Source organism: uncultured Acinetobacter sp. (assembly GCF_947624825.1).
Classification (GTDB): domain Bacteria; phylum Pseudomonadota; class Gammaproteobacteria; order Pseudomonadales; family Moraxellaceae; genus Acinetobacter.
The window spans coordinates 1-21,050 of sequence record NZ_CANQLZ010000024.1 but is presented as its reverse complement, the minus strand read 5'-3'; the positions used below and the strand labels follow the sequence as shown (position 1 = coordinate 21,050).

At 41.3% G+C, this 21,050-nt stretch carries 20 protein-coding genes and 1 pseudogene; 14 read left to right on the top strand and 7 right to left on the bottom strand.

Annotation, left to right across the window (positions count from 1 at the left end):
• Window positions 1-2 precede the first annotated feature (2 nt).
• Window positions 3-2,942, bottom strand: coding sequence for an insulinase family protein (locus Q0017_RS07260; protein ID WP_298144672.1), 2,940 nt, complete (start codon window positions 2,940-2,942; stop codon window positions 3-5).
• 235 nt (window positions 2,943-3,177) lie between these two features.
• On the opposite strand from Q0017_RS07260, the gene Q0017_RS07255 reads away from it, so the two are divergent.
• From Q0017_RS07255 to Q0017_RS07240, 4 genes are all read left to right on the top strand, one after another.
• Window positions 3,178-4,182, top strand: coding sequence for an adenosine kinase (locus Q0017_RS07255; protein WP_298144669.1), 1,005 nt, complete (start codon window positions 3,178-3,180; stop codon window positions 4,180-4,182).
• Between the two features lie 14 nt (window positions 4,183-4,196).
• On the top strand, window positions 4,197-4,511 hold the full coding sequence (locus tag Q0017_RS07250) for a Rieske (2Fe-2S) protein (protein ID WP_298144741.1): 315 nt from the start codon (window positions 4,197-4,199) through the stop codon (window positions 4,509-4,511).
• Between the two features lie 10 nt (window positions 4,512-4,521).
• The gene (locus tag Q0017_RS07245) at window positions 4,522-5,145 is read left to right on the top strand and encodes an OB-fold-containig protein (RefSeq protein WP_298144666.1); all 624 of its coding nucleotides are present in this window, start codon (window positions 4,522-4,524) and stop codon (window positions 5,143-5,145) included.
• Between the two features lie 80 nt (window positions 5,146-5,225).
• On the top strand, window positions 5,226-5,507 hold the full coding sequence (locus Q0017_RS07240; protein WP_298144663.1) for a hypothetical protein: 282 nt from the start codon (window positions 5,226-5,228) through the stop codon (window positions 5,505-5,507).
• Window positions 5,508-5,553: 46 nt separating this feature from the next.
• Here the strand turns inward: Q0017_RS07240 and aroC are convergent, their stop codons facing one another.
• Window positions 5,554-6,639: a chorismate synthase gene (gene aroC, locus Q0017_RS07235; protein WP_298144660.1), complete on the bottom strand. Its 1,086-nt coding sequence runs from the start codon at window positions 6,637-6,639 to the stop codon at window positions 5,554-5,556.
• A gap of 14 nt (window positions 6,640-6,653) precedes the next feature.
• The gene (gene prmB / locus Q0017_RS07230) at window positions 6,654-7,664 is read right to left on the bottom strand and encodes a 50S ribosomal protein L3 N(5)-glutamine methyltransferase (RefSeq protein ID WP_298144657.1); all 1,011 of its coding nucleotides are present in this window, start codon (window positions 7,662-7,664) and stop codon (window positions 6,654-6,656) included.
• Between the two features lie 309 nt (window positions 7,665-7,973).
• Here prmB and Q0017_RS07225 point away from each other — a divergent pair, with 309 nt between their 5' ends.
• Window positions 7,974-8,945: an aliphatic sulfonate ABC transporter substrate-binding protein gene (locus Q0017_RS07225; RefSeq protein ID WP_298144654.1), complete on the top strand. Its 972-nt coding sequence runs from the start codon at window positions 7,974-7,976 to the stop codon at window positions 8,943-8,945.
• A gap of 35 nt (window positions 8,946-8,980) precedes the next feature.
• On the opposite strand, the gene Q0017_RS07220 is transcribed toward Q0017_RS07225, so the two are convergent.
• On the bottom strand, window positions 8,981-9,208 hold the full coding sequence (locus Q0017_RS07220; protein ID WP_298144651.1) for a hypothetical protein: 228 nt from the start codon (window positions 9,206-9,208) through the stop codon (window positions 8,981-8,983).
• 124 nt (window positions 9,209-9,332) lie between these two features.
• On the opposite strand from Q0017_RS07220, the gene Q0017_RS07215 reads away from it, so the two are divergent.
• The 5 genes from Q0017_RS07215 to Q0017_RS07195 all read left to right on the top strand — a co-directional run bounded on the left by Q0017_RS07215 (window position 9,333) and on the right by Q0017_RS07195 (window position 13,911).
• A complete protein-coding gene (locus tag Q0017_RS07215; protein WP_298144648.1) occupies window positions 9,333-9,635 on the top strand; it encodes a hypothetical protein in 303 nt (100 codons plus the stop codon).
• Between the two features lie 127 nt (window positions 9,636-9,762).
• Window positions 9,763-11,136 (top strand): AarF/ABC1/UbiB kinase family protein, encoded by a 1,374-nt coding sequence (locus tag Q0017_RS07210; RefSeq protein WP_298144646.1) that lies wholly within the window; start codon window positions 9,763-9,765, stop codon window positions 11,134-11,136.
• Between the two features lie 54 nt (window positions 11,137-11,190).
• Window positions 11,191-11,676: a GNAT family N-acetyltransferase gene (locus tag Q0017_RS07205; protein ID WP_298144643.1), complete on the top strand. Its 486-nt coding sequence runs from the start codon at window positions 11,191-11,193 to the stop codon at window positions 11,674-11,676.
• 465 nt (window positions 11,677-12,141) lie between these two features.
• Window positions 12,142-13,335: a multidrug effflux MFS transporter gene (locus tag Q0017_RS07200; protein ID WP_298144641.1), complete on the top strand. Its 1,194-nt coding sequence runs from the start codon at window positions 12,142-12,144 to the stop codon at window positions 13,333-13,335.
• A 9-nt stretch (window positions 13,336-13,344) separates the two neighbouring features.
• Window positions 13,345-13,911: a TetR/AcrR family transcriptional regulator gene (locus tag Q0017_RS07195; RefSeq protein ID WP_298144638.1), complete on the top strand. Its 567-nt coding sequence runs from the start codon at window positions 13,345-13,347 to the stop codon at window positions 13,909-13,911.
• Between the two features lie 3 nt (window positions 13,912-13,914).
• On the opposite strand, the gene lpxB is transcribed toward Q0017_RS07195, so the two are convergent.
• Window positions 13,915-15,102 (bottom strand): lipid-A-disaccharide synthase, encoded by a 1,188-nt coding sequence (gene lpxB / locus Q0017_RS07190; protein ID WP_298144635.1) that lies wholly within the window; start codon window positions 15,100-15,102, stop codon window positions 13,915-13,917.
• 417 nt (window positions 15,103-15,519) lie between these two features.
• On the opposite strand from lpxB, the gene Q0017_RS07185 reads away from it, so the two are divergent.
• The 3 genes from Q0017_RS07185 (at window position 15,520) to Q0017_RS07175 (ending at window position 18,236) form a co-directional block, all read left to right on the top strand.
• On the top strand, window positions 15,520-16,413 hold the full coding sequence (locus tag Q0017_RS07185) for a sulfite exporter TauE/SafE family protein (RefSeq protein ID WP_298144632.1): 894 nt from the start codon (window positions 15,520-15,522) through the stop codon (window positions 16,411-16,413).
• Between the two features lie 127 nt (window positions 16,414-16,540).
• Window positions 16,541-17,632 carry a 3-deoxy-7-phosphoheptulonate synthase gene (locus Q0017_RS07180; protein WP_298144629.1) on the top strand — a complete coding sequence of 364 codons (1,092 nt, stop codon included), beginning with the start codon at window positions 16,541-16,543 and terminating at the stop codon, window positions 17,630-17,632.
• Between the two features lie 79 nt (window positions 17,633-17,711).
• A complete protein-coding gene (locus Q0017_RS07175; RefSeq protein ID WP_298144626.1) occupies window positions 17,712-18,236 on the top strand; it encodes a hypothetical protein in 525 nt (174 codons plus the stop codon).
• Here Q0017_RS07175 and ispF read toward each other — a convergent pair.
• Window positions 18,224-18,715 carry a 2-C-methyl-D-erythritol 2,4-cyclodiphosphate synthase gene (gene ispF / locus Q0017_RS07170; protein WP_298144623.1) on the bottom strand — a complete coding sequence of 164 codons (492 nt, stop codon included), beginning with the start codon at window positions 18,713-18,715 and terminating at the stop codon, window positions 18,224-18,226. The genes Q0017_RS07175 and ispF overlap by 13 nt on opposite strands.
• 100 nt (window positions 18,716-18,815) lie before the next feature.
• Here ispF and Q0017_RS07165 point away from each other — a divergent pair, with 100 nt between their 5' ends.
• Window positions 18,816-19,448 carry a hypothetical protein gene (locus Q0017_RS07165; protein ID WP_298144621.1) on the top strand — a complete coding sequence of 211 codons (633 nt, stop codon included), beginning with the start codon at window positions 18,816-18,818 and terminating at the stop codon, window positions 19,446-19,448.
• Here the strand turns inward: Q0017_RS07165 and Q0017_RS07160 are convergent.
• Window positions 19,445-20,695, bottom strand: a pseudogene (locus tag Q0017_RS07160) (D-amino acid dehydrogenase); the annotation flags it as partial. The gene Q0017_RS07165 and the pseudogene Q0017_RS07160 sit on opposite strands and share 4 nt — an antisense overlap.
• Window positions 20,696-21,050 lie beyond the last annotated feature (355 nt).

Below are 21,050 nucleotides of genomic sequence, written 5' to 3'. Positions count from 1 at the left end.
TTTTAATTCACTTGGTAAATTTTAAAGCCCAATTCGTTTAATTGCTCACGTTTTGCCATCGGCGCAACCACGGCGCGATCTGGGCGTTGATTGACTAAATACTGCTTGGCCACACGTTGTAGGTCATCTAAAGTTACTTTCAGCAATCGCTCACGTAACTGACGACGCAATGCAGGACGACGACCATGTAACAAGGCATAACATGCCGTAATCGCCTCACCTGCTGGAGAACCCGGTTTATCCATACTGGCAATTAAACCTAAAATTGCTTCTTCAATTTGATGCGGTTGCTGTTCGGCATTTAATAACCAATCAATTGAGGCATTAAAATCAGCAAATGTTTCTGCTAAACGTGGATCACGGTAGCTATAGAAACGGAACGAACAAGCATTGCCATCATAACTTGCGCCACCGCCATAAGCACCGCCTTTTTCACGAATTGCACTGTGTAAGAAACCATTACGTAAATATGCCGCCAACACCATCAGTGCTGCAGCATCAGGATGTGAAACCGGCACAACAGGATAAGCAGCTGCACAGAACTGTACATTGGCTTGCACCAACCACGCTTGATCGTCATTACTCTCTTCAGTAGTGTTTTGCTGTTTTAACGCAATTGGGCTACGGTCAATGACCACTTTATCCCAAACCTGCTGAATCTCTTCAACCAAATGGTCGGATTGCTGCTCTTCACACACCAATAAAAATTGTTTTGGTGCTTGTAATAAAGTGCGATGAATGGCTTTAAGCTCATCAATCAAATTGTTGTAGCGAGTTTCATCATTTAAGCTGGCAACTAAATCAGTTAACCAATTTAATGCACCTAAACCTGTATTCTGGTAATCACGTTGCGCCAAAGCACTATGCTGACGTCCTGCAATTTGCATGGCATAACTGTGACCGGCATCTGATACACGCGCCTGCCAACGGGTTTTACGCTGTTGCAGTAACTCAATAATACGGTCTTTTTCATCAAAGCGTAGTTGTTCAAACGCCAATTTTAATAAGCCAATCGCACTTAAATTATTCACCAAAGATTTGGTGGTCAGCGTCAACCATGCGCTGATTTTACCGGCATCGTCGGCTTTAGAACGTAAAGAAGCACCCATACCTAAACCACCACTCACTGCAGTTTGCAGTTGTTGCAGTTCAAGATAGTCGTATTCACCTGCGCCTACTTCACCCATTAAAATAGACAACAAGTTAAAGTACGGTGACTGCACCACAGCATCAGGAATCTGTACCAACACTTGTTGGTAATAAATACCGTTGGTGCCTGCATGATAAAGATTTAACGGTGTATCTAAACCATTGCTGATAATTTCACGCAATTGACCTTGGACAATATGTAAATCTGCCGGTACATCGGCTAAACCAACTTTTGGTAATAAATTTAAATCATCTGGAGTATCTTGACGTAGGTTTAAAGCGTCAGTTTGCGCAATAATCTGTGCTTTTTCTGCTTCAGTTAAACTGGCAGCAATGGCAGCTAAACGCGCTTTTTCTGCATCTTGTAAGTCTTTAGACTTATGCGCATCTGGTACCAAGGTCATTTGTACACGATGCGGATTATCAATCAAATAGGTATTAATCAGGTTTGGTAACCACATTGGGTCTTTAAGTTCTTCTTTCACCGCAGCAATGGCACTGTCTACATCCCACACCACCACAGGGTCGCTATGGTGAATCGCACTGCTTAAACCATTTAAAATCAAACTTAAACCATACGGCATACCATCGCCATTGATTTCACGTTGGTGTAATTCAATTTGATGTAAAATCGCATCCACAACATCTTGATTGACCGGTTGTGCTGCGACATCTTTTAACACCTGCAACACGCCTTGCTTGAAACTTTCTGCATGTTCAGGGTTTGAACCTTGAATACCGCAATAGAAGGTCATTTCAAAGTTAGAATCATCCACGCCCATTAACGGACCTGTTGATTGTGCATAGCCACAGGTTTCTAAATAATGACGCAGTGGTGATGCTGAATCTTCTAATAAAATCCCTTCAACCAAACGCATACCTAAGCGCAACTTTACATCGCTTGCTTGTGGCAATAACCATGACATGACATGGTAGGTCTTGTCGGTTAAATCTTCTGAATCAAGAGTATAGCTTTCAGTCACTTCAATTGGTGCTGTTAAGCGAGTTTCAGGGGTTGAATGCAGCGTTTCGCCTTTGTCAAATTTCGCCAAAGCTAAAGTTTCAAATTGCGCTTGTAAATCATAAGCCGATTGATTACCAAAAGTCATAAACACCGCATTACTTGGGTGATAATGCGATTGGTAAAACGCCAATAATTCGTCGTACGTTAAATCTGGAATATCTTTAGGATCACCGCCTGAATTGTAGTGATAGGTGGTCTGCGGGAACAAATGCTGTGCCAATTGGTGGTAAAGCTGATCGGTTGGCGAACTCATCGCACCTTTCATTTCATTAAATACCACACCCTTATAGACCGGCTCACCATTTTCAAGCTCAATGCGAATGCCTTCTTGGGCAAAATCCAAAGGATTTAAGTTGGCTGCAAAGGCTGCATCCAAATACACTTCAAGTAAATTTTGAAAGTCTTTTTTATTTTGCGTCGCAAATGGATAAGCTGTCCAATCTGCTGCGGTAAAGGCATTCATAAAGGTATTTAAAGAGCGGCGAATCATTAAGAAAAACGGGTCACGTACCGGAAATTTCTCTGAACCACACAACGCCGTGTGCTCTAAAATATGTGCCGCGCCTTTAGAATCCATCGGTTGGGTACGAAATGCAACCAAAAATACATTTTCGTCATGGTCGGTGGCAAGATGATAATGCACCGCACCGGTGACGATATGTTGATATTCAGCCACAAAAATATCTAAGGCTTCAACATGGTGTTGACGTACCAACTGAAACGCAGGATGTACAGTAGGGGTTTGAGTTTCAGTGACATCTACAGTCATGTGATCTCCAAAAAAATATATAAAAAATGGTCTTCATTATAGCGACACTTCAGCGCAAAAATCACAGCTCAAACAGCGCAATTCCAGCAAGATTAACCAAGATTAGCTGAATATTTGTTCACAATCTGTAATTACTCGGTGTTTAAGCTTGGCTTGAATTTTCTCAAGCACGCTATATCCTGCTTGGACAATCATGTAAAATACGGTTTTTCTTATTAAATGTGAATGTAAAGACATGGCAACTGTTGATCTTTTTGCAATTGGCAATGCATTAATTGACCAAGAATTTAAAGTTTCTGATGCGTTTTTAGTCGAACACAACTTGCAAAAAGGCACGATGCAATTGACTGATAGCGACACACAAGCCGCTTTATATCGCAAATTGCAAGCGAGCCAAACTTACAAAGGTCAAGCAGCAGGCGGTTCGGCAGCCAATACCACGGTTGCCTTTGCAGCATTAGGTGGTTCAGCATTTTATGGCTGCCGCGTGGGTAATGATGATTTAGGTCGCATTTACTTAGATGGTTTAAGCGAGGCTGGCATTCAAACCACACAAAAATCAGTCAGCGATGGAGTCACAGGGACCTGTATGGTGTTGGTCAGCCCTGATTCTGAGCGTACCATGCACACTTATTTAGGCATTACGGCTGAATTATCTGCACAGCAAATTGATTTTACCGCGCTTGAGACAGCACAATGGTTGTATATTGAAGGTTATCTATCGACCAGTGATACCGCACGTGTTGCAGTTCAACAAGCCCGCGCGATTGCCAAAGCCAATGGCGTTAAAATTGCGTTAACCTTATCTGATCCTGCCATGGTGCAATATGCACGCCAAGGTTTAGAGGAGTTACTGGATGACGGCGTAGACCTTTTGTTCTGTAACGAACAAGAAGCCTTAATGTATACCCATACCGACAACCTTGGGGCCGCACTTGCAGCTTTACGTTTAAAAAGCCACATGGTGGTGATCACTTTAAGTGAAAAAGGCGCCTTAATTGCGACCCAAGATGAGCAATTTAATGTTGCAGGTCGTCAAGTAGCTGCAGTAGATGCCAATGGCGCAGGTGATGCCTTTGCTGGCGCCTTTCTTTATGCCTTAAATGCCAATTTAGGTTTACAAACTGCAGCAGAATTGGCTATTTTAGTTTCAAGCCAAGTGGTATCACAATTTGGACCACGTTTAGCTTTAGCAGATTACGCTCAACTTCTTCACACACTGCAACAGGACCCTGCCTAATGCAAAAGATTTGCATGACCGAAGATATTCCAGAACGCGAAGCGCGTGCTTTTGATTTAGACAACGGCGATAAAATTTTTATCACACAACGTGATGGCAGTTTTTTTGCGTATCAAAATCTATGCCCGCATTTACAAGTAGAACTTGAATTTTTAGAAAACCAATTTTTAGACCGTGAGCAAGAATATATTGAATGTTCTACCCACGGCGCATTGTTTTTAGTAGAAAGTGGTGAATGCGTGTCAGGTCCTTGCCAAGGCCAGGCCCTAGAAAAAGTCGCGATTAGCGTACATTCTGATGGCGGGATTTATCTTGCGCTAGACGCTTAAGGTGATGAGCATGCTTGAGCTATTATCAAACTTAGACTTAATGCCTTTTCACTTAAGTTTAGTGATGCTATTTAGCTTAAGCATGCTTGAATTGATGGGCTATTATGTTAAAGCCCCGCCAAGTGTGTGGCTACAACGCTGTGTTCCTCAGCAGTTACGCCATGCGCCCTTATTAGATGTCAAATTTTCTAAACTGCTGATTGTGGTTTTTTTACTGATGAATTTTAGCTGTGCCGGCTATGCGTTACAGTTTGCCATTTATTCTCAGCAAAATAGTTTTGCCGCTTTTTATTATGTAGTATTCCCTGCGCTAATTTTGGCCATATTTTTTACCGCCTTTATGATTCATTGTTTGGATCAAGTCCTGCCCCCACAACCACATTTGTTAGAACCGGATTTACTGGGTCGCTTAGCTACCTTAAGTGAAAAATCACGTCCGAGTTTCCCCGCGCAAGCACGCGTTCGTGATCAAGGAGGGCGCTTACATATAGTCGAGGTAGAACCTGAATTTGGCGAATTAGAACAAGAAAGCCAAGTGATTTTAATCCGTATGAAACGTGGTCACTATGTGGCTAAAAAAATTGCCTCTTCTAAACCCTTACCCACCGTTAACAAACCACAAAATTTGTCTTAATTTTAGCCAAACATACTATTAAATCCTACTTTTCACATGAATTTTAATTAGACTACAGCTTTCAGTTATAGAGCATAAAGATGTTTGGTCAATTATTAAAAAGTGTCACTAATCTAGGTGTAGATGCCTTATGGCAACAACACGGTCAACAGATTCAAAGCTTGGTGGTACAGCAACTTGTCAAAGTGGCTGAAGATAAACTCAATCAAGAACATGAATTAAGAGCTTTAGTGAGCCAAGCTTATGCGGTATTGCCACAAAACATCACCGCGTTATTACCAAGTGATGTGATTGTGAGCAAGATTTTAGAAAACAAAGAGGTGATTTTAAGCCAGGTACAAAAATTACGTACTCAGGCTTAAATAAAAAAATCCAGATACTTGATCTGGATTTTTTTAATTCAACAGCTTAGATCGGTTCGAAAGGTGCCACAACATCGGCATTTTGCGCACGATGACGCATAAAGTGATCCATCAGCACAATTGCAAGCATCGCTTCTGCAATTGGGGTGGCACGTACACCCACGCATGGATCGTGACGACCTTTGGTCAACACATCTGTATCTTCACGATCAAGATTAATGGTTTTGCCCGGTGTGGTAATTGAGGCTGTTGGTTTTAAGGCAATCGCGACACGAATGTCTTGACCACTTGAAATACCACCCAAAATACCACCCGCATGATTGGCTAAAAAGCCATCACTGGTCAGCTCATCACGGGTTTCATGCCCAAATTGCTCTGCCACGCCAAAACCGTCGCCAATCTCAACGCCTTTCACTGCATTAATTGACATCATCGCATGTGCAATATCAGCATCTAAACGATCAAAGACTGGCTCACCCCAACCTACAGGGACATTTTGCGCAATAATTTCAAGTTTCGCACCACAACTCGTGCCTTGCTCACGTAAACTTGTCACCAAAGCTTCAAAACGTGGCACAGCATCCACATCACCACAGAAAAATGGATTATTGGGTACTTCGTTCCAGTCCAATGTGTTGGCTTTTTCCGTGCCAATTTGCGTGACATGACCACGAATTGAAATACCAAACTTTTCGCTTAAATATTTCTTTGCAATCGCACCGGCAGCAACACGCATTGCGGTTTCACGCGCACTTGAACGACCGCCACCACGATAATCACGGAAACCGTATTTATGCGTATAAGTATAGTCGGCATGATTAGGACGGAAAGTTTGCGCAATATTGCCGTAATCTTTTGATTTTTGGTCGGTATTACGGATCAATAAACCAATCGATGTACCTGTGGTTTTGCCTTCAAATACACCTGAGATAATTTCAACTTCATCGGGTTCTTTACGTTGGGTGGCAAACTTAGAGGTGCCCGGCTTACGACGGTCTAAATCTTGCTGTAAGTCAGCAGCAGACAATTCAATCCCCGGTGGCACGCCATCGACAATCGCCATCAGACCTACACCATGCGATTCACCGCAAGTCGTTACACGGAACAGTTGTCCAATACTATTACCTGCCATGTTCAACGACTCCTTTATGCTTGAACAGATTGAATAAATAGATCACGGTATTCACGGCATTGCGCAGCGGTGAGTGCAAAAATCCCTGTGCCACCTTTTTGAAATTGTAACCAATGGAAATCAACGGTATTGAAGTTTTGGCGCATAGCCCATTCTGAGTTGCCCACTTCAATCACAATTAAACCATCTTCAGTTAAGTAATCTGCTGCTTGCGCTAACATTTTACGCACCAAATCTAAACCGTCTTGACCTGCAGCCAAGGCCATTTCTGGCTCATGGTGAAACTCATCGGGTAAATCCGCCATGTCTTCTGCATCTACATACGGCGGGTTAGACACGATCAAATCATATTGATTTTCAGCAGGAATCTTGGCAAATAAATCCGATTCCATCAATGCAATTTGATATTGCTTGTTGTGGTGTTCTGCGTTGATTGACGCCACTTCAAGTGCATCTTTTGACAAATCTGTCGCATCAACTTCTGAATCAGGGAATGCATACGCCAAAGCGATCGCGATACAACCTGAACCTGTACACATATCTAAAATACGTTGTGGTGTTTTTGGTTGCGGGTTGCTTGGCAAGTTATTCAGCGCTTCGCCCATTTGACCGTTTTCGCCTAAGCAATACGGTGCAAAACGGTTTTCAATTAATTCTGCAATTGGCGAGCGTGGAATTAAAACACGCTCATCAACGTAAAATGGCTTACCAAAGAAATAAGATAAGTTGAGCAAATAAGAGGTTGGCACACGTTCGTTAATACGGCGCTCGAGTAAACTTAAAAATTCAGCTTTTTCACTGGCAAGTAATTTGGCATCTAAAATTTCTGCATCGGCTTTCCAATCTAATGAAAGCGTTTGTAATACCAAAGCTGAACTTTCAGCAAAATAATCTTCTGTACCTTGACCTAAATGCGCATCGTATTGACGTAATGCTGTGACACCAAAACGAATAAAATCACGAATAGTGACAAGTGTTTCAGCGGCTTCCTGCAAATGTTCAGGGCTAATTGTCGGTCGATCCACTTAAGGTTTCTCCAAGGTTAATTTTTTAAAACGCTCTATGATACCTTGTTTTAGTGGCTTTTTCGCCCACATCACAAGAAAAAATATCTTCAAAAAATAGCGCTTTGTTCAGCTCGGTTTGGCTCATGTTTTTTGTGGTTCAAGGCATAGCTTTAAAATTGATAATCTTGGATCAAAAGTTTAAATATTAAAAATTCAAAGCCTTAATGGGCTATAGCATTTTGTATGCTGTGCTTATGCACAGATGCCAAAGCAAAGGCTTGAAAAGCCATTTATGTTGAAGATTCACCCCATCACTGATCTGGCACAATGAAACATCCAATTTTAACCACGAGCTTATTGAGCAGTATTTTATTCAGCGCATGTGCACCTTCCCCTCAATCTAGCCCCGAAACTCAAAACACTGAGCTTAAAAAGTTGGTAATCGGCTATCAAAAATCATCTTTAAGCGCCATTACTTTAAAATCAGAACCAGGTTTGCTTCAACAGCATTTTCCAAACACCCATATTGAATGGAAAGAATTTCCTGCTGGTCCACAATTATTAGAAGCGCTGTCGGTGGGTGCAGTGGATGTAGGCTCGGTGGGCAATACCCCACCCTTATTTGCACAATCTGGGCAAAAAAATTTAGCGTATGTGGCTTATGAAAAATATCACCCACAAGCTTTGGGTCTATTGGTGCATCAAGACAGTAACATTGATCATTTAACTGCACTTAAAGGCAAACGTATTGCCCTACAGCGCGGCTCAAATGCGCATGATTTGTTAGATAAAATCTTACAAAAAGCACATTTAACTTGGCAAGATATTCAACCCATTTGGCTCAGTCCTGCTGATGCCCGTGCCGCGTTTGAGCAAAAAACGGTAGATGCATGGTTAATTTGGGAGCCATTTCAATCGGTGGCTTTGCAGGGCAAAAATGCGCGCTTACTCAGTGATGCTACACCGTTTGCACCAAGTTATTCTTTTTCAATTGGCAATCCTGAGTTTTTAAAGCAGCATCCAAAGGCAGTAACGCAATATATTGCTGCTGCCAATGCTGCCGCTCATTGGGTCACTCAACATCCTCAACAAGCTGTACAACTGTATAGCCAAGCAATTGGTATTACACCTGAACTTGCCGAAGTGGTACTTAAAAAACGCTATCAGCCCACCTTATTACATCCAATGACGCCAGATGTGATTCAAACCCAACAACAGATTGCTGATCGTTTTAGTGCAGAAAAACTGATTCCCAAACCTATTAAAGTTGCTGAATTTGTCTATTTGCCTCGCCCTTGATCTTAAAAAAACAGCAGCCCATGGGCTGCTTCACTTTAGCGCACATTCAACCCATGTTTATTGGGCAAGAGTTGGATTTTCATATTTTGATAAAATTTAAGTCGTGAATCTTGTGGATCACTACGTACTTTGGCAAAAAAATGATCATCGGCAAATAATTGTACATAAGTTTTATAACCCAATTCTAAAGTTTGGGCTTTATGACCTTGTTGTTCAAATTGTGCAACCAAATGATTAATCTTTTTAACATCTACATCTAACATGCTCTTCTCCTCATTAAGATGATGTTTTAGTTGTAGAGACTCTTGTTGACAAAGCGATGACAATCACTTGATTTTATGGAGCAATCCCCCATATCAAGCCGCATCTTTATTTAAATCTACCTGTATGAGCTATAAACATAACAATTTAATGGCGATGCGTGAGCAGTATTGGCAAGATCAATCTGCGCAAGTGCTTACTGAAAAAACTGCTTTACAGCAATTATTAAGCACGCTTGAGGTCATGCCACAGCCGAGCCTTGAAGATGCCAAATATGTGTTTTTTCATTTACCGAGCCATATTATTATTCAAGGCTATGCCTTAGGCTTTTGTCATGCACAGGTGCAAAGCTTGATCATTGCCTTTATCCAAGCCCATAAAACCCAATTGCGTGTTAAACAAGGCTTGAAAATTCGCTTTCGTAGTTAAGCTTGTTTTAAGTTGTGTCAGTTAAATGTTGCCTTGTTTCATTTGAACTTTTTTAATACGTTCAGACAGGTTAATATCCTTTATAATCAATTTTTTCTGCGAATAATTGCTTCTTCAAGGAATCTACATGTCAGATCAGCACGATAAGCTTAAACAACTTAAAACCTCCTCTATGGATCGACGCTTATCGATCGCCAAAGCCTCGCTCTTGGCGGGAACACGTTGGGCAGCGTCAAGTGCAAGCTCAATGTTTGCCAGTGAAGCAGAAAAAGAAAAAAAACGTAAGCAAGCCATGAAAGAACAAGCCGAGTATTTGGTGGCAGAGATTGGTAAGCTCAAAGGCTCAATCGTGAAAATTGGGCAAATGATGGCGCTGTATGGCGAGCATTTTTTACCTGAAGAAATTACCCAAGCCTTAAACACTTTAAACAATCAAACGGTGGCTTTAGATTGGCCGGCGATTAAAACTCAACTGCGCAGTCAATTGGGCAGTCAATTAGATGATCTCACCATTGACCGTGAACCGCTAGGCACAGCCTCACTTGCTCAAGTGCACCGTGCAGTACGTAAATCAGACGGTTTAGAGTTGGTGCTCAAAGTACAATATCCGGGTGTGGCCGATGCCATTGACTCAGATATGAGCTTGTTTAAAAACATGCTTAAACTCACCCGTATGGTGCCACAAACCCGTGAATTTGATCAGTGGTTTGACGAAGTGCGTGACATGATGCACCGCGAAGTCAACTATGACATAGAAGCCGCCACCACGTGCCGTTTTGCTGCACGTTTGCAAGATGATCCACGTTATATTGTACCCACAATCATTGATCAATATTGCACCAACCGCGTGTTATGTATGACCTTTGAACGTGGCGTGCCAATTAATAGCCCCGTGATGTTATCTTTGCCACAAGAGCGTCGTAACCGCTTAGGTGAGGCCTCGCTTGAAATTGCAGTCCGTGAGATCTTTGAGTGGGGTGAAATGCAAACCGACCCAAACTTTGGCAATTATTTGGTGCGTTTAGGTGACCATGAGCAAGCCCTTGATCAAATTGTATTACTTGATTTTGGTGCGATTCGTCAATTTGACCAGCATTTATTGGCTATGGCGCGCAATTTAATTAAAGCCGGTTATCACCATGACCCAATGGCCATGGTCAACGCCATGCGCGGCTATGAATTTTTTGATGCCATTCCTGAAAATCTAAAACCCGATATGGCAAAAGTGTTTTTATTGGCAACAGAAGCATTTAGCAGCTTTGACAATAACAAACAAATTCCTGACGGGGTCATGCAGATGGATAACCGCTATGATTGGAAAAAAAGCCAATTACATAGTCGTGTGATGCAACAGGCATCTAAATCTATGGCATCGCGTTATTTTAGTGTGCCACCTAAAGAGTTTATGTTTATTAGCCGCAAATTCATTGGGGCTTATACCTTTATGACTGTGATTGAAGCCAAGACCAATGTGCATAGCATGATTCAAAAATATATTTAAAGGTCTGTAAATCAGCAAGAGATGCTCAGCATCTCTTTTTTTATGAGTAACATAATGTATTTTCTTCGTCCTATACAAACCCAAGATGATGCTGCTTTAGCATCAATTGTTCGTCAAGTTTCACAAGAATATGGTTTAGCCTCTGAATCAGGCTTTGCTGTGGCAGACCCAATCTTGGACAATTTATCTGATGTGTATCAAGCACCTATGTGCCAATATTGGGTAGTGACTGATGCACAAGGTCACATTTTTGGCGGTGGCGGTATTGCACCATTACAAGGTGCTCCACATATTTTAGAAATTCAGAAAATGTATTTTTTAGCGGACATTCGTGGACAAGGTCTTGCCAAAAAAATTTTACAAGGCGCCTTTGACTTTGCAAAAAACCACGGCGTAAAAAGTATCTATTTAGAAACCACAGCATGTTTAACAGAAGCAGTCGGTTTATATCAAAATTTAGGTTTTGAATATCTAGATGCGCCCCTTGGCAATACTGGTCACAGTGCGGCTTGTGAAATTTGGATGCTTAAACAGCTGTAAAACATCTGCGCAGGGACGGTATATTGATCTTAAAATGAAATTGCTATTTCATTTTTTAGAGCATCTTTACCTGTTAAATGACCCAATCCAAGTCTGTACGGCTTGTAAATATGTAAAAGCATAAAAGCCATACTTAAAATGATTGGGATTGGTGTCATTTAAATCATTCACAGTTGCTCCTTTAGCAATCGGTATGAACAAACCTCTCGTCACAGAAGCCTACTCCAGCCAAAAATTCTAAACAGTGTTTAGGACTAATATTGCCACAAAAAGCCTGCTGTTTAGCTTGAGCGATCAATACAATGATGCGCCAAAGTCATAGGTATTAAAACCCGTATGTCTTAGGCATACATCACCATACCCACACCTAACGTCTATAACGTTATTCCCCAAAAATAAATCACTTGTGTTGTAGAAATTATTATTTAAAATAACCTACCGATCGTTAGGTTGTGTAAAAATTTTATGTCTGCTCCTGCTGTTACTCTTAAACTCACCTTATCTTTGGCGGTGGTGGTGGCCTTAGGCCCTGCCGCAATTGATATGTATTTGGCATCTATGCCACAAATGTCCACTGATTTAAAGGTGTCTTATGCTGCCACCCAATGGACATTAACCATTTTTTTAATGGCTATGGGCTTGGGTCAATTAATTTTTGGCCCGCTTTCAGATGCCTATGGACGACGTAAGCCACTAATTTTAGGTGTAGTGACTTATATTATTGCCGCATGGATGGCAAGTATCTCCACCAGTTTAGAATGGCTGATCACTGCACGTTTATTTCAAGGTTTGGGTGCCGCCACCGCCATTGTTGTGGTAATGAGTATGGTGCGTGATGTGGCAGAAGAACAACAAGCCGCGCAACTGTATGCCTTACTCAATAGCATTGTGGCTCTAGGTCCTATCATTGCACCTGCTATTGGTGGATTACTAGGAGCACATTATGGTTGGCAAGGTATTATGTTATTTTTAGCAGGCTTAGGTACATTGGTATTGATTAATAGTCTGTTCAATATTCCAGAAACCTTACAGACCCATCAACGTGAACGCCTTGAGTTAAAGTCAATCTTTTTGGTGTATGTCAATATTTTAAAGCAACGCTTTTTTTTACTGCAATTATTGGCGCTGTCGGCAGTATTTTTCTTTTTATTTGCTTATATTGGAGGTTCATCCTTTATTTACCAAAACAACTACGGCTTAAGTGTTGAACAATTTGGCTTAGTGTTTGGTTTAACCAGTATTAGTTTAATTGTGGGTGCATCTTTATCTGCCTATTTAGTCAAAAAAATACCACTCTCAAAATTGGCCTATTTAGGGGCTTTTTGCATGAGTATTGCCGGTTTTGTATGTTTAATTGCCGAATTTTTTAATTTTGGTTTAGTTGGAATTGTCAGTGGGATTGCCTGTGCTTTATTGGGTTTGGGTATTTTAGAGGCGACTATTATGGCATTGGCTATGAATTCTCAATCACAAAACCTTGGTGCAAGTGCGGCTTTGTTGGGTGCTATTCCAATGGTACTCGCTTCGATTGCCACGCCAATTGCTGGAGTTTTAGTAGAAATACATGCTTTGTATTGGGTCGGTTTATTGGCGCTCATTGGTCCGTTAATTTTAGTGTTGGTGCATCGTGCGCTCAAACGTCAAGTGGCTTGTGTGTAAAGGTGGTTTATGTCAAATCTTGTTCGTTCGGCGGCAAAACAACGCATTTGTGATGCCGCATTAGAACACTTTGTCTGCTATGGCTATGACGGTGCATCTTTACAGCAAATTGCTGAAATGGTGGGGATTCGTAAAGCATCCATTTACGCCCATTTTACCAATAAAGATGCCTTGTTTTTAACCTTAGTTGAAGATGCAATTGCAGCCGCAAATCAATTTGTTGATCGTTGCTTTGCCAAACAGCAAAATTTTCCGGGTCAATTTTATTGTGATGCCTTAAAGCAACATTATCAGCAAGCGTTGCATTTTCGCTTTTTGCTGCGTACCGCCTATGTGCCACCACAGCATTTAACACAAAACATTAGCACCTTATATAGCAAGCACTTAACGCGCTGTGAACAGCACATCAGTTTGGCCCTAAGCCAACACTCAGCAAGTTTAGATGTAACTTATTTAAGCCAAGCCTATTTAGGTGTGATTGACAGTTTACACATCGAACTGCTTTATGCTGGCACAGCAGATTTTGACAAACGTCTTGATGCAATGTGGCGATTATTTGCCACAGCGCTGCACTAGCATTCAAGCTGTGTTAGCGGGCTGTAGCAATGCCAAAACAGCCTGTACCGGATCTTCGCTATTACGATCTAACAATTGTTTATGCATGGTGATGTGCTGCATGACCTGAATTTGTGCAGCTTCAACTTGCATTAACTTTTCAAGTTCTTGGCTTAATTTTTCAGGGGTTGCATCATGTTGAATCAGCTCTTGAATCACCTTTTTACCCGCAATAATATTCGGTAATGAATAATACGGGATTTTAATGAGCCATTTTATGACATGAAAACTAAGCCAATTCAGCTTATAAAACGTCACCATCGGACGGTGTAATAACATAGCTTCTAAGGTTGCTGTGCCTGAGGCTAAAGCAATGATATTGGCGGCATTCATCACCTGTCGCCCAATTTTTGATTCACTACCTTGATTCTCAAGCACCTGAATCTTAGCACGCACCTCTTCAGGATACTGTGCTAACAATACCTCGATTTGTTGTTTCCGCGCATCATTAATGGCAGGAATTAAAAAATCATACTCAGGATGTTTTTGCATTAAGCGCTGTGCGGCATCTAAGACCAAAGGGCCTAAACGCTCAATTTCGCCACGGCGACTGCCCGGCAACAGTGCAATATGTTTTGCCTGAATATTTAAACCTAATTCTGCTTTAGCAGCCTGCATGTTATTGTCAAGCGGTAGATCACTGGCTAAAGGATGCCCAACAAAAGCAGCTGGCACCTGCCAACGTTGGAAAAATGCCTTTTCAAACGGAAATAAACACAGCACCAAGTCAATATTGGCTTTAATACCATGCACACGTCCCTGACGCCATGCCCACACCGATGGACTGACATACTGTACGGTCTTAATGGGTAAAGCGAGTTGTTTAATTTTTTTAGAGACACGCAAATTAAAATCTGGCGCATCAATGCCAATAAATATATCTACAGGTTCACGCTGCCAACGCTCAAGCAAACCATCACGCACAGCAAATAACTGCTTAATATCTTTTAAGACCTCTACAATACCCATCACCGAGAGTACGTCCATCGGATAAAAGCTATGCAAGCCTTCAGCAATCATTTGCGGACCACCAATGCCTTCAAACTCAACCTCAATGCCTTGCTCACGAAAACTGCGCATCAGCTTCACACCCAGCGTATCACCTGAGACTTCACCCACCACGATGCCAATTCTAAGCTTTCTGTTTTGCAAGGTTATTTCCTTAAGCCAAGTTGAAAAGAAACTTATTTTAGCATAGACCTGCTTTAAGATTCTGTGGCTTTAAAGGATTTAGAGGGTGGCAAAATCAACATCTATTCAATGGTATTTATAGTTAAATTGACTTGAAAATTTCGATCTACACAGCTGCTATATACACCTTAAGCATTGTGTTTAAGTCATACATGATCGTTTTTTAAAAAGTGTCGTGCTTTTTTAAAATCCAATAGTTGCGATAAAAAATAAAGACTCTTTATAGATAAACAACTGAATCAATTTATAAAAATAACTTATCCGCCTTCAAATCAAACGCTTTATCTTTTTTTTGCATAAAGAAATCACTAATCAAGACAACGACTTATCGTTAAAAGTCATAACATATGCACGTTTTTTAATATCTGGCATATAAGCATGTTTGGTCCCGTTGAGTTTATTTTAGCAGGTGTTTTGGTCGGTTTTTGCGTGGGTGTAACTGGTGTGGGTGGCGGCTCACTGATGACCCCTATCTTAATCAGTTTATTTCGTATCGAACCACACATCGCCATTGGTACAGATTTACTGTATGCCGCGATTTCTAAATTTTGTGGTTCTTTGGTGCATGCCAAAAAAATGAATATTGTGTGGCCAATTGTGATTTGGCTAGCAGTAGGCAGTATTCCTGCTTCATTTGCAACCCATTGGGTGTTGGAAAACTTCTTAAGCCAATCAACGCACTATAAAGCAGTACTCACTATGGTCTTGGGCTTTATGTTGACCTTAACAGGTGTGTCGATTGTATTTCGTAGCAGCATTGAGAAGTTCTTTAATCGTTATCGTTCACAAGAACAACTCGATATGAGTGCTGATTTATCACGTAGTAACTTAAGCGCGCAAGCCAAAGAAAAACGCGTTTTGATTATTTTAATGGGCATCATTTTAGGCGTATTCGTGACCTTGTCATCGGTGGGTGCAGGTGCCTTTGGTATTATGGCGTTGGTTTTGATGTTCCCTAATTTACCCATGATTCGCATTATTGGTTCAGATGTGGTGCATGCTGTGTTACTGACCTTGGTGGCAGGCTTAGGCTATATGAGTGCCGGTAACGTCGATTATGCCTTATTGGGTTGGTTGCTGTGTGGTTCGATCCCGGCAATTGTGGTGGGCACATTGGTTAGCTCGCGTTTACCTGAGAAAATTATTCGTAAAGTTTTAGGCTTAACTTTATGTGTGATTGGTATTAACTTTATGATCAATCCGGTTAAATCTAAACCTGTAAGTGTTGAAACAGCATCTGTGGTTGTGGTGCAACAGCAAAACAATAGTTAATATTTTGAGCATGATTCATCACTTTTTTTTAAAAGGGCTATTAGACTTTTTGATAGGAAACCAAGTCTTGAATCGTGCTATATTCAAGCTAGAATTTTTTTATTTATAGATCAAACCAGTGACGGCAATGAATACACGACAGTCAACTCCAATTACACAATCTGACATTGATGACGTGAATGTAAAAAGCATTCAGCCACTTGTAACACCTGCTGAGCTTAAAGCAGAATTACCGTTGACTGAACATGCCTATCAAACCGTCCTTAACGGTCGTGAAACCATTCGTAAAATCTTAGATGGTCAAGATCCACGCTTATTTGTGGTGATCGGTCCATGTTCAATTCATGATACAACCGCTGCACATGAATATGCAGAACGTCTTAAAGTCTTAAGCGAAAAAGTCAAAGATACGCTGTATATTGTGATGCGCGTGTACTTTGAAAAGCCACGTACCACAGTCGGTTGGAAAGGCTTAATTAACGACCCTGACATGAACGACTCATTTAATATTGAAAAAGGTTTGCGTTTAGGGCGTAAATTATTGCTTGAGTTAAACGAAAAAGGCTTACCTTGTGCCACAGAAGCACTCGACCCTAACTCACCGCAGTATTACCAAGATTTAATTTCATGGTCAGCCATTGGCGCACGTACGACAGAAAGCCAAACCCACCGTGAAATGTCTTCAGGTTTATCTTCACCTGTAGGCTTTAAAAATGGTACAGATGGCGGCTTAACAGTTGCCACCAATGCCATGCAATCGGTTAAACATGGTCATAGCTTCTTAGGCTTAAACGAAGCAGGTCAAGTGTCTGTGATTCATACCTCAGGTAACCCATACGCACACGTGGTATTACGTGGTGGTAATGGCAAACCAAACTATGACGCAGGCTCAGTTGCCGATGCAGAGTCCGCATTGGCTAAAGCCAAAGTCAGCAACAAAATTATGATTGATGCTAGCCACGCCAACTCAAATAAAGACCCGTACTTACAACCTTTAGTGCTGCGCAATATCACTGAGCAAATCCTAGATGGCAACAAATCCATTGTGGGTTTAATGGTAGAGAGTCATTTAAAAGGCGGTCGCCAAGATATTCCAGCTAATTTATGCGATTTAGAATATGGCAAATCAGTCACTGATGGCTGTATTGATTGGGACACTACTGAACAAGTCTTACTTGAAATGCACCAAGCGCTTAAAGATGTATTAGTCAATCGCTAATCGCTCGCGCTATACTAAAGACGTCATCTTAGGATGGCGTTTTTTTATTTGGATACAATAAGAATGAAGGCAGCGCACCATGAATGAACTTGAAACGCATTTAAGTCAAATAAAGCATTTCCAATTTGTGCATGAGCATTTATTTACCTCAGGTCAACCCAGTGCCGAAGATTTAGCCCAGATTAAAGCTTATGGCGTGACCACGATCATGAACTTGGCTTTAAACGATGCCCCACAACATCTCCCGCATGAAGACCAAATCTGTTTAGATTTAGGTCTTAACTATGTACACATTCCAATTTCTTTAGACATACCCTCGCCTGATCAATGCATTTTGGTCCTTGATTTAATTGATCATTTGGTAAGTGAGCAAATGCTGTGGCTACATTGTGAAAATAATCAACAGGTCAGCAGTTTGATGTATGTCTATCGTCAATATTATATGCATATGGATATGCCAACTGCGCAGGCACTTTTACATGATATATGGGAACCGGACTCAACTTGGACAGGTTTAATTCATGCGGTTACTTTACAACTGCAAGGTCGTAAAGCAACCCAAGAACTAAATTTATCCTTAATGAAAGCCGATCATTTTGCTTGACGGCTAATCAGTACGGTCGCTGTAGATAAAATTCCTTCTTGGCGACCGGTAAAACCTAATTTTTCTGTGGTGGTGGCTTTAACACTAATTTGATTGACATCGACCTCTAATACATTAGCAATGCTTTGACGCATGGCTAAATTATGTGGTGCCAGTTTAGGGCGTTCACAAGCCACCGTAATATCGGCATTATTCAACACATAACCGCGATCTAAAATGAGTTGATAGACTTTTTGAAGTAACACGCGGCTATCGGCACCTTTAAATTGAGGATCTGTGTCGGGGAAATGCTGTCCAATATCACCTAAAGCCAAGGCACCAAGTAACGCATCGCTTAAAGCATGTAGCACCACATCACCATCAGAATGCGCCTTTAAGCCTTGGCTATGTGGAATTTGGATGCCTGCTAAGGTGACAAAATCCCCTGCTTCAAAGGCGTGTACATCCATACCCTGACCAATGCGTAGTTGTGGCATCATTGCCTTGCTCCCAAACAAATAAATTGTAGAAATGTTGTATTGATGCTTTTGATTTCGCTATATTAGCAAGCAGCATAATCTTGACAAAGTATAAGCGATCATGGCGCAAAATACCGACCTTTCAATCTTTAAAAGCCTCGTCTTATGGACGCTGTTGGGCATGAGTCCTTTCACCACGGCAAGTCTCTTCGATTGCGAGCAATCACGCCAAGGTTTATGCAATGACACTTTAAAACAGCCGCGTAACAGCTTGCAACAACAGCATTTAACCGCACTTTTGGTAACCGATGCACCACTACGTTTATTGCATGATACACAAACACTTTGGCTCAATCGTGCCAAACAATGCAAAACGCTACGTTGCTATCAACAACAGATTGATGCACGTTTAGATGATTTAAAAATTTATACTTCACTCAACCAAACCATGACGCAACATTATCTTAAATTTGAGCAAGGTCAGATTGCAAGTCCGGCTGTTCACCTCAAAATTCATCAGCTAAGTAAAGATAGTCTTAAAATTGAAGGATGGGCTTATCGTAGTCCCAATAATCGACCTGATCGCCAAGTGATTGCTTTTTTAGCCTATAGCACACATCAAGACAAAACTAAGATTGTGGACAACGAACATGATTGCCATTATAACTTTGCCTATAGCAAAGCCTTATTGGTGGTCAGTGGTCAACAAGCAGGTTGTGAACGCTTTAATGGCGTGTATCGACTCTACGATTAAAGCGGATGCTCGGCCAAAATTTCTTGACTCACCATCACGGCTGTTGCAGCCGAGAGTGTCCAACCTAAGTGACCATGTCCTGTGTTGTAAAATACTCGCTCGTGTTTGCCGCGCCCCACCACAGGCAGCATGTTGGGCATCATAGGGCGTAAGCCTGTCCATGGCACACAATGCTCGGTACAGATATTAAAATTGCGATTGACCCAATCAATTAACGGCTGAATTCGATCTGCTCGAATATCACGATTGTAGCCATTAAATTCTGCGGTTCCTGCCACCCGCAGTCGATCCTTGCCTAAACGTGAGGTGACAATTTTGGCACTTTCATCAAGCAAACTAACCCATGGTGCATTGTTTTGGCTCAAGGTATCATTCAGTTGAACGGTGATTGAATAGCCTTTGACAGGATAAATATTGACCCGATCACCCAATTGGCGTGACAACTGATAGCTGTTCACACCTGCACAGACCACGACAGCATCTGCACGTATGCTTTGCATGACATGGGCATCTGCTTGCATATTTTCGCTACTGGCATGGTAAAGCAGATCAATACCCTGTGCATGCGGTTTTAGCTGAGTCACTTGCATACCATATATATACTGCACGCCATATTTTTGTGAGGCATGCGCTAGACCTAGCGTAAATTTATGAATATCACCGGTTGCATCGCCTGGACAATAAAAGCCTGCATAGTAATGTCCTGTTAGTGTTGGCTCAATATTTTTGATCTGTTCTACACTTACCGCATGGCGCTCTAATCCACCACTACACAATAAGTCATTCACACGCATGGCAACGTCATAATCATGCTGGGTATGATAAAAATGTAAAATGCCGCGTTTTTCTAAATTAAATTCGATCTGTTCTTGTTCGGCTATATCAAATAAACGTTGCCGTGCTAACAGCGCCATTTTTACCGTGTCTCGGGTATTTTGCTCATAATGTTTAATATTACCTAAAAACTCGATCAGCCATGTATATTTATGCAAATCAAAAGATGGATTGAGCAATAAGGGCGCGGTTTTTTGCGACATCCACTTTAAGCCTTTAAGCACCGTGGCTTTTTGATTCCACACTTCAGCATTACAAGCAGATAGTTGCCCACCATTGGCAAAAGAGGTTTCCATGGCAGGATATAAATGTTGATCTAGTACAGTGACTTGATACCCCAAACGTGCTAATTCATAAGCTGAGGTGACGCCTGTAATTCCTGCACCAATCACGACAATATGCGGCATGCTATGCTCCTTAAATTTATATTTTTATTGTGAAGTATTCTGTTTGAGCATTTTTTAACTGTAATTTTTTAAACTCTAGGTTCACCCCGATTTTTAATAGGTGTTTATTATGCTAAACATTAATTCAACTATAGGCAAAAGATTTGTGTGTGTTTTTAAGTTTAGTCAGATCGCTGTAACTTTAAGATTTGAATGCTGATATTTAAACTTCATCTATTCTTCAATTCTCACTACATACTGAACCGTACCGGGTTTGTCGGAGAGTCAATATTCTGAGAGACTACCCCGATGACAAAATTAAAATATACCCCTGAAATCAGAGAAAGAGCGGTTCAATTATTGATTGAATCTGAAAAAGATT

Coding starts and splice junctions, on each gene's coding strand:
- Q0017_RS07260 (WP_298144672.1), bottom strand. CDS start 2,942: ATGACTGTAGATGTCACTGAAACTCAAACCCCTACTGTACATCCTGCG.
- Q0017_RS07255 (WP_298144669.1), top strand. CDS start 3,178: ATGGCAACTGTTGATCTTTTTGCAATTGGCAATGCATTAATTGACCAA.
- Q0017_RS07250 (WP_298144741.1), top strand. CDS start 4,197: ATGACCGAAGATATTCCAGAACGCGAAGCGCGTGCTTTTGATTTAGAC.
- Q0017_RS07245 (WP_298144666.1), top strand. CDS start 4,522: ATGCTTGAGCTATTATCAAACTTAGACTTAATGCCTTTTCACTTAAGT.
- Q0017_RS07240 (WP_298144663.1), top strand. CDS start 5,226: ATGTTTGGTCAATTATTAAAAAGTGTCACTAATCTAGGTGTAGATGCC.
- aroC (WP_298144660.1), bottom strand. CDS start 6,639: ATGGCAGGTAATAGTATTGGACAACTGTTCCGTGTAACGACTTGCGGT.
- Q0017_RS07225 (WP_298144654.1), top strand. CDS start 7,974: ATGAAACATCCAATTTTAACCACGAGCTTATTGAGCAGTATTTTATTC.
- Q0017_RS07220 (WP_298144651.1), bottom strand. CDS start 9,208: ATGTTAGATGTAGATGTTAAAAAGATTAATCATTTGGTTGCACAATTT.
- Q0017_RS07215 (WP_298144648.1), top strand. CDS start 9,333: ATGAGCTATAAACATAACAATTTAATGGCGATGCGTGAGCAGTATTGG.
- Q0017_RS07210 (WP_298144646.1), top strand. CDS start 9,763: ATGTCAGATCAGCACGATAAGCTTAAACAACTTAAAACCTCCTCTATG.
- Q0017_RS07205 (WP_298144643.1), top strand. CDS start 11,191: ATGTATTTTCTTCGTCCTATACAAACCCAAGATGATGCTGCTTTAGCA.
- Q0017_RS07200 (WP_298144641.1), top strand. CDS start 12,142: ATGTCTGCTCCTGCTGTTACTCTTAAACTCACCTTATCTTTGGCGGTG.
- Q0017_RS07195 (WP_298144638.1), top strand. CDS start 13,345: ATGTCAAATCTTGTTCGTTCGGCGGCAAAACAACGCATTTGTGATGCC.
- Q0017_RS07185 (WP_298144632.1), top strand. CDS start 15,520: ATGTTTGGTCCCGTTGAGTTTATTTTAGCAGGTGTTTTGGTCGGTTTT.
- Q0017_RS07180 (WP_298144629.1), top strand. CDS start 16,541: ATGAATACACGACAGTCAACTCCAATTACACAATCTGACATTGATGAC.
- Q0017_RS07175 (WP_298144626.1), top strand. CDS start 17,712: ATGAATGAACTTGAAACGCATTTAAGTCAAATAAAGCATTTCCAATTT.
- ispF (WP_298144623.1), bottom strand. CDS start 18,715: ATGATGCCACAACTACGCATTGGTCAGGGTATGGATGTACACGCCTTT.
- Q0017_RS07165 (WP_298144621.1), top strand. CDS start 18,816: ATGGCGCAAAATACCGACCTTTCAATCTTTAAAAGCCTCGTCTTATGG.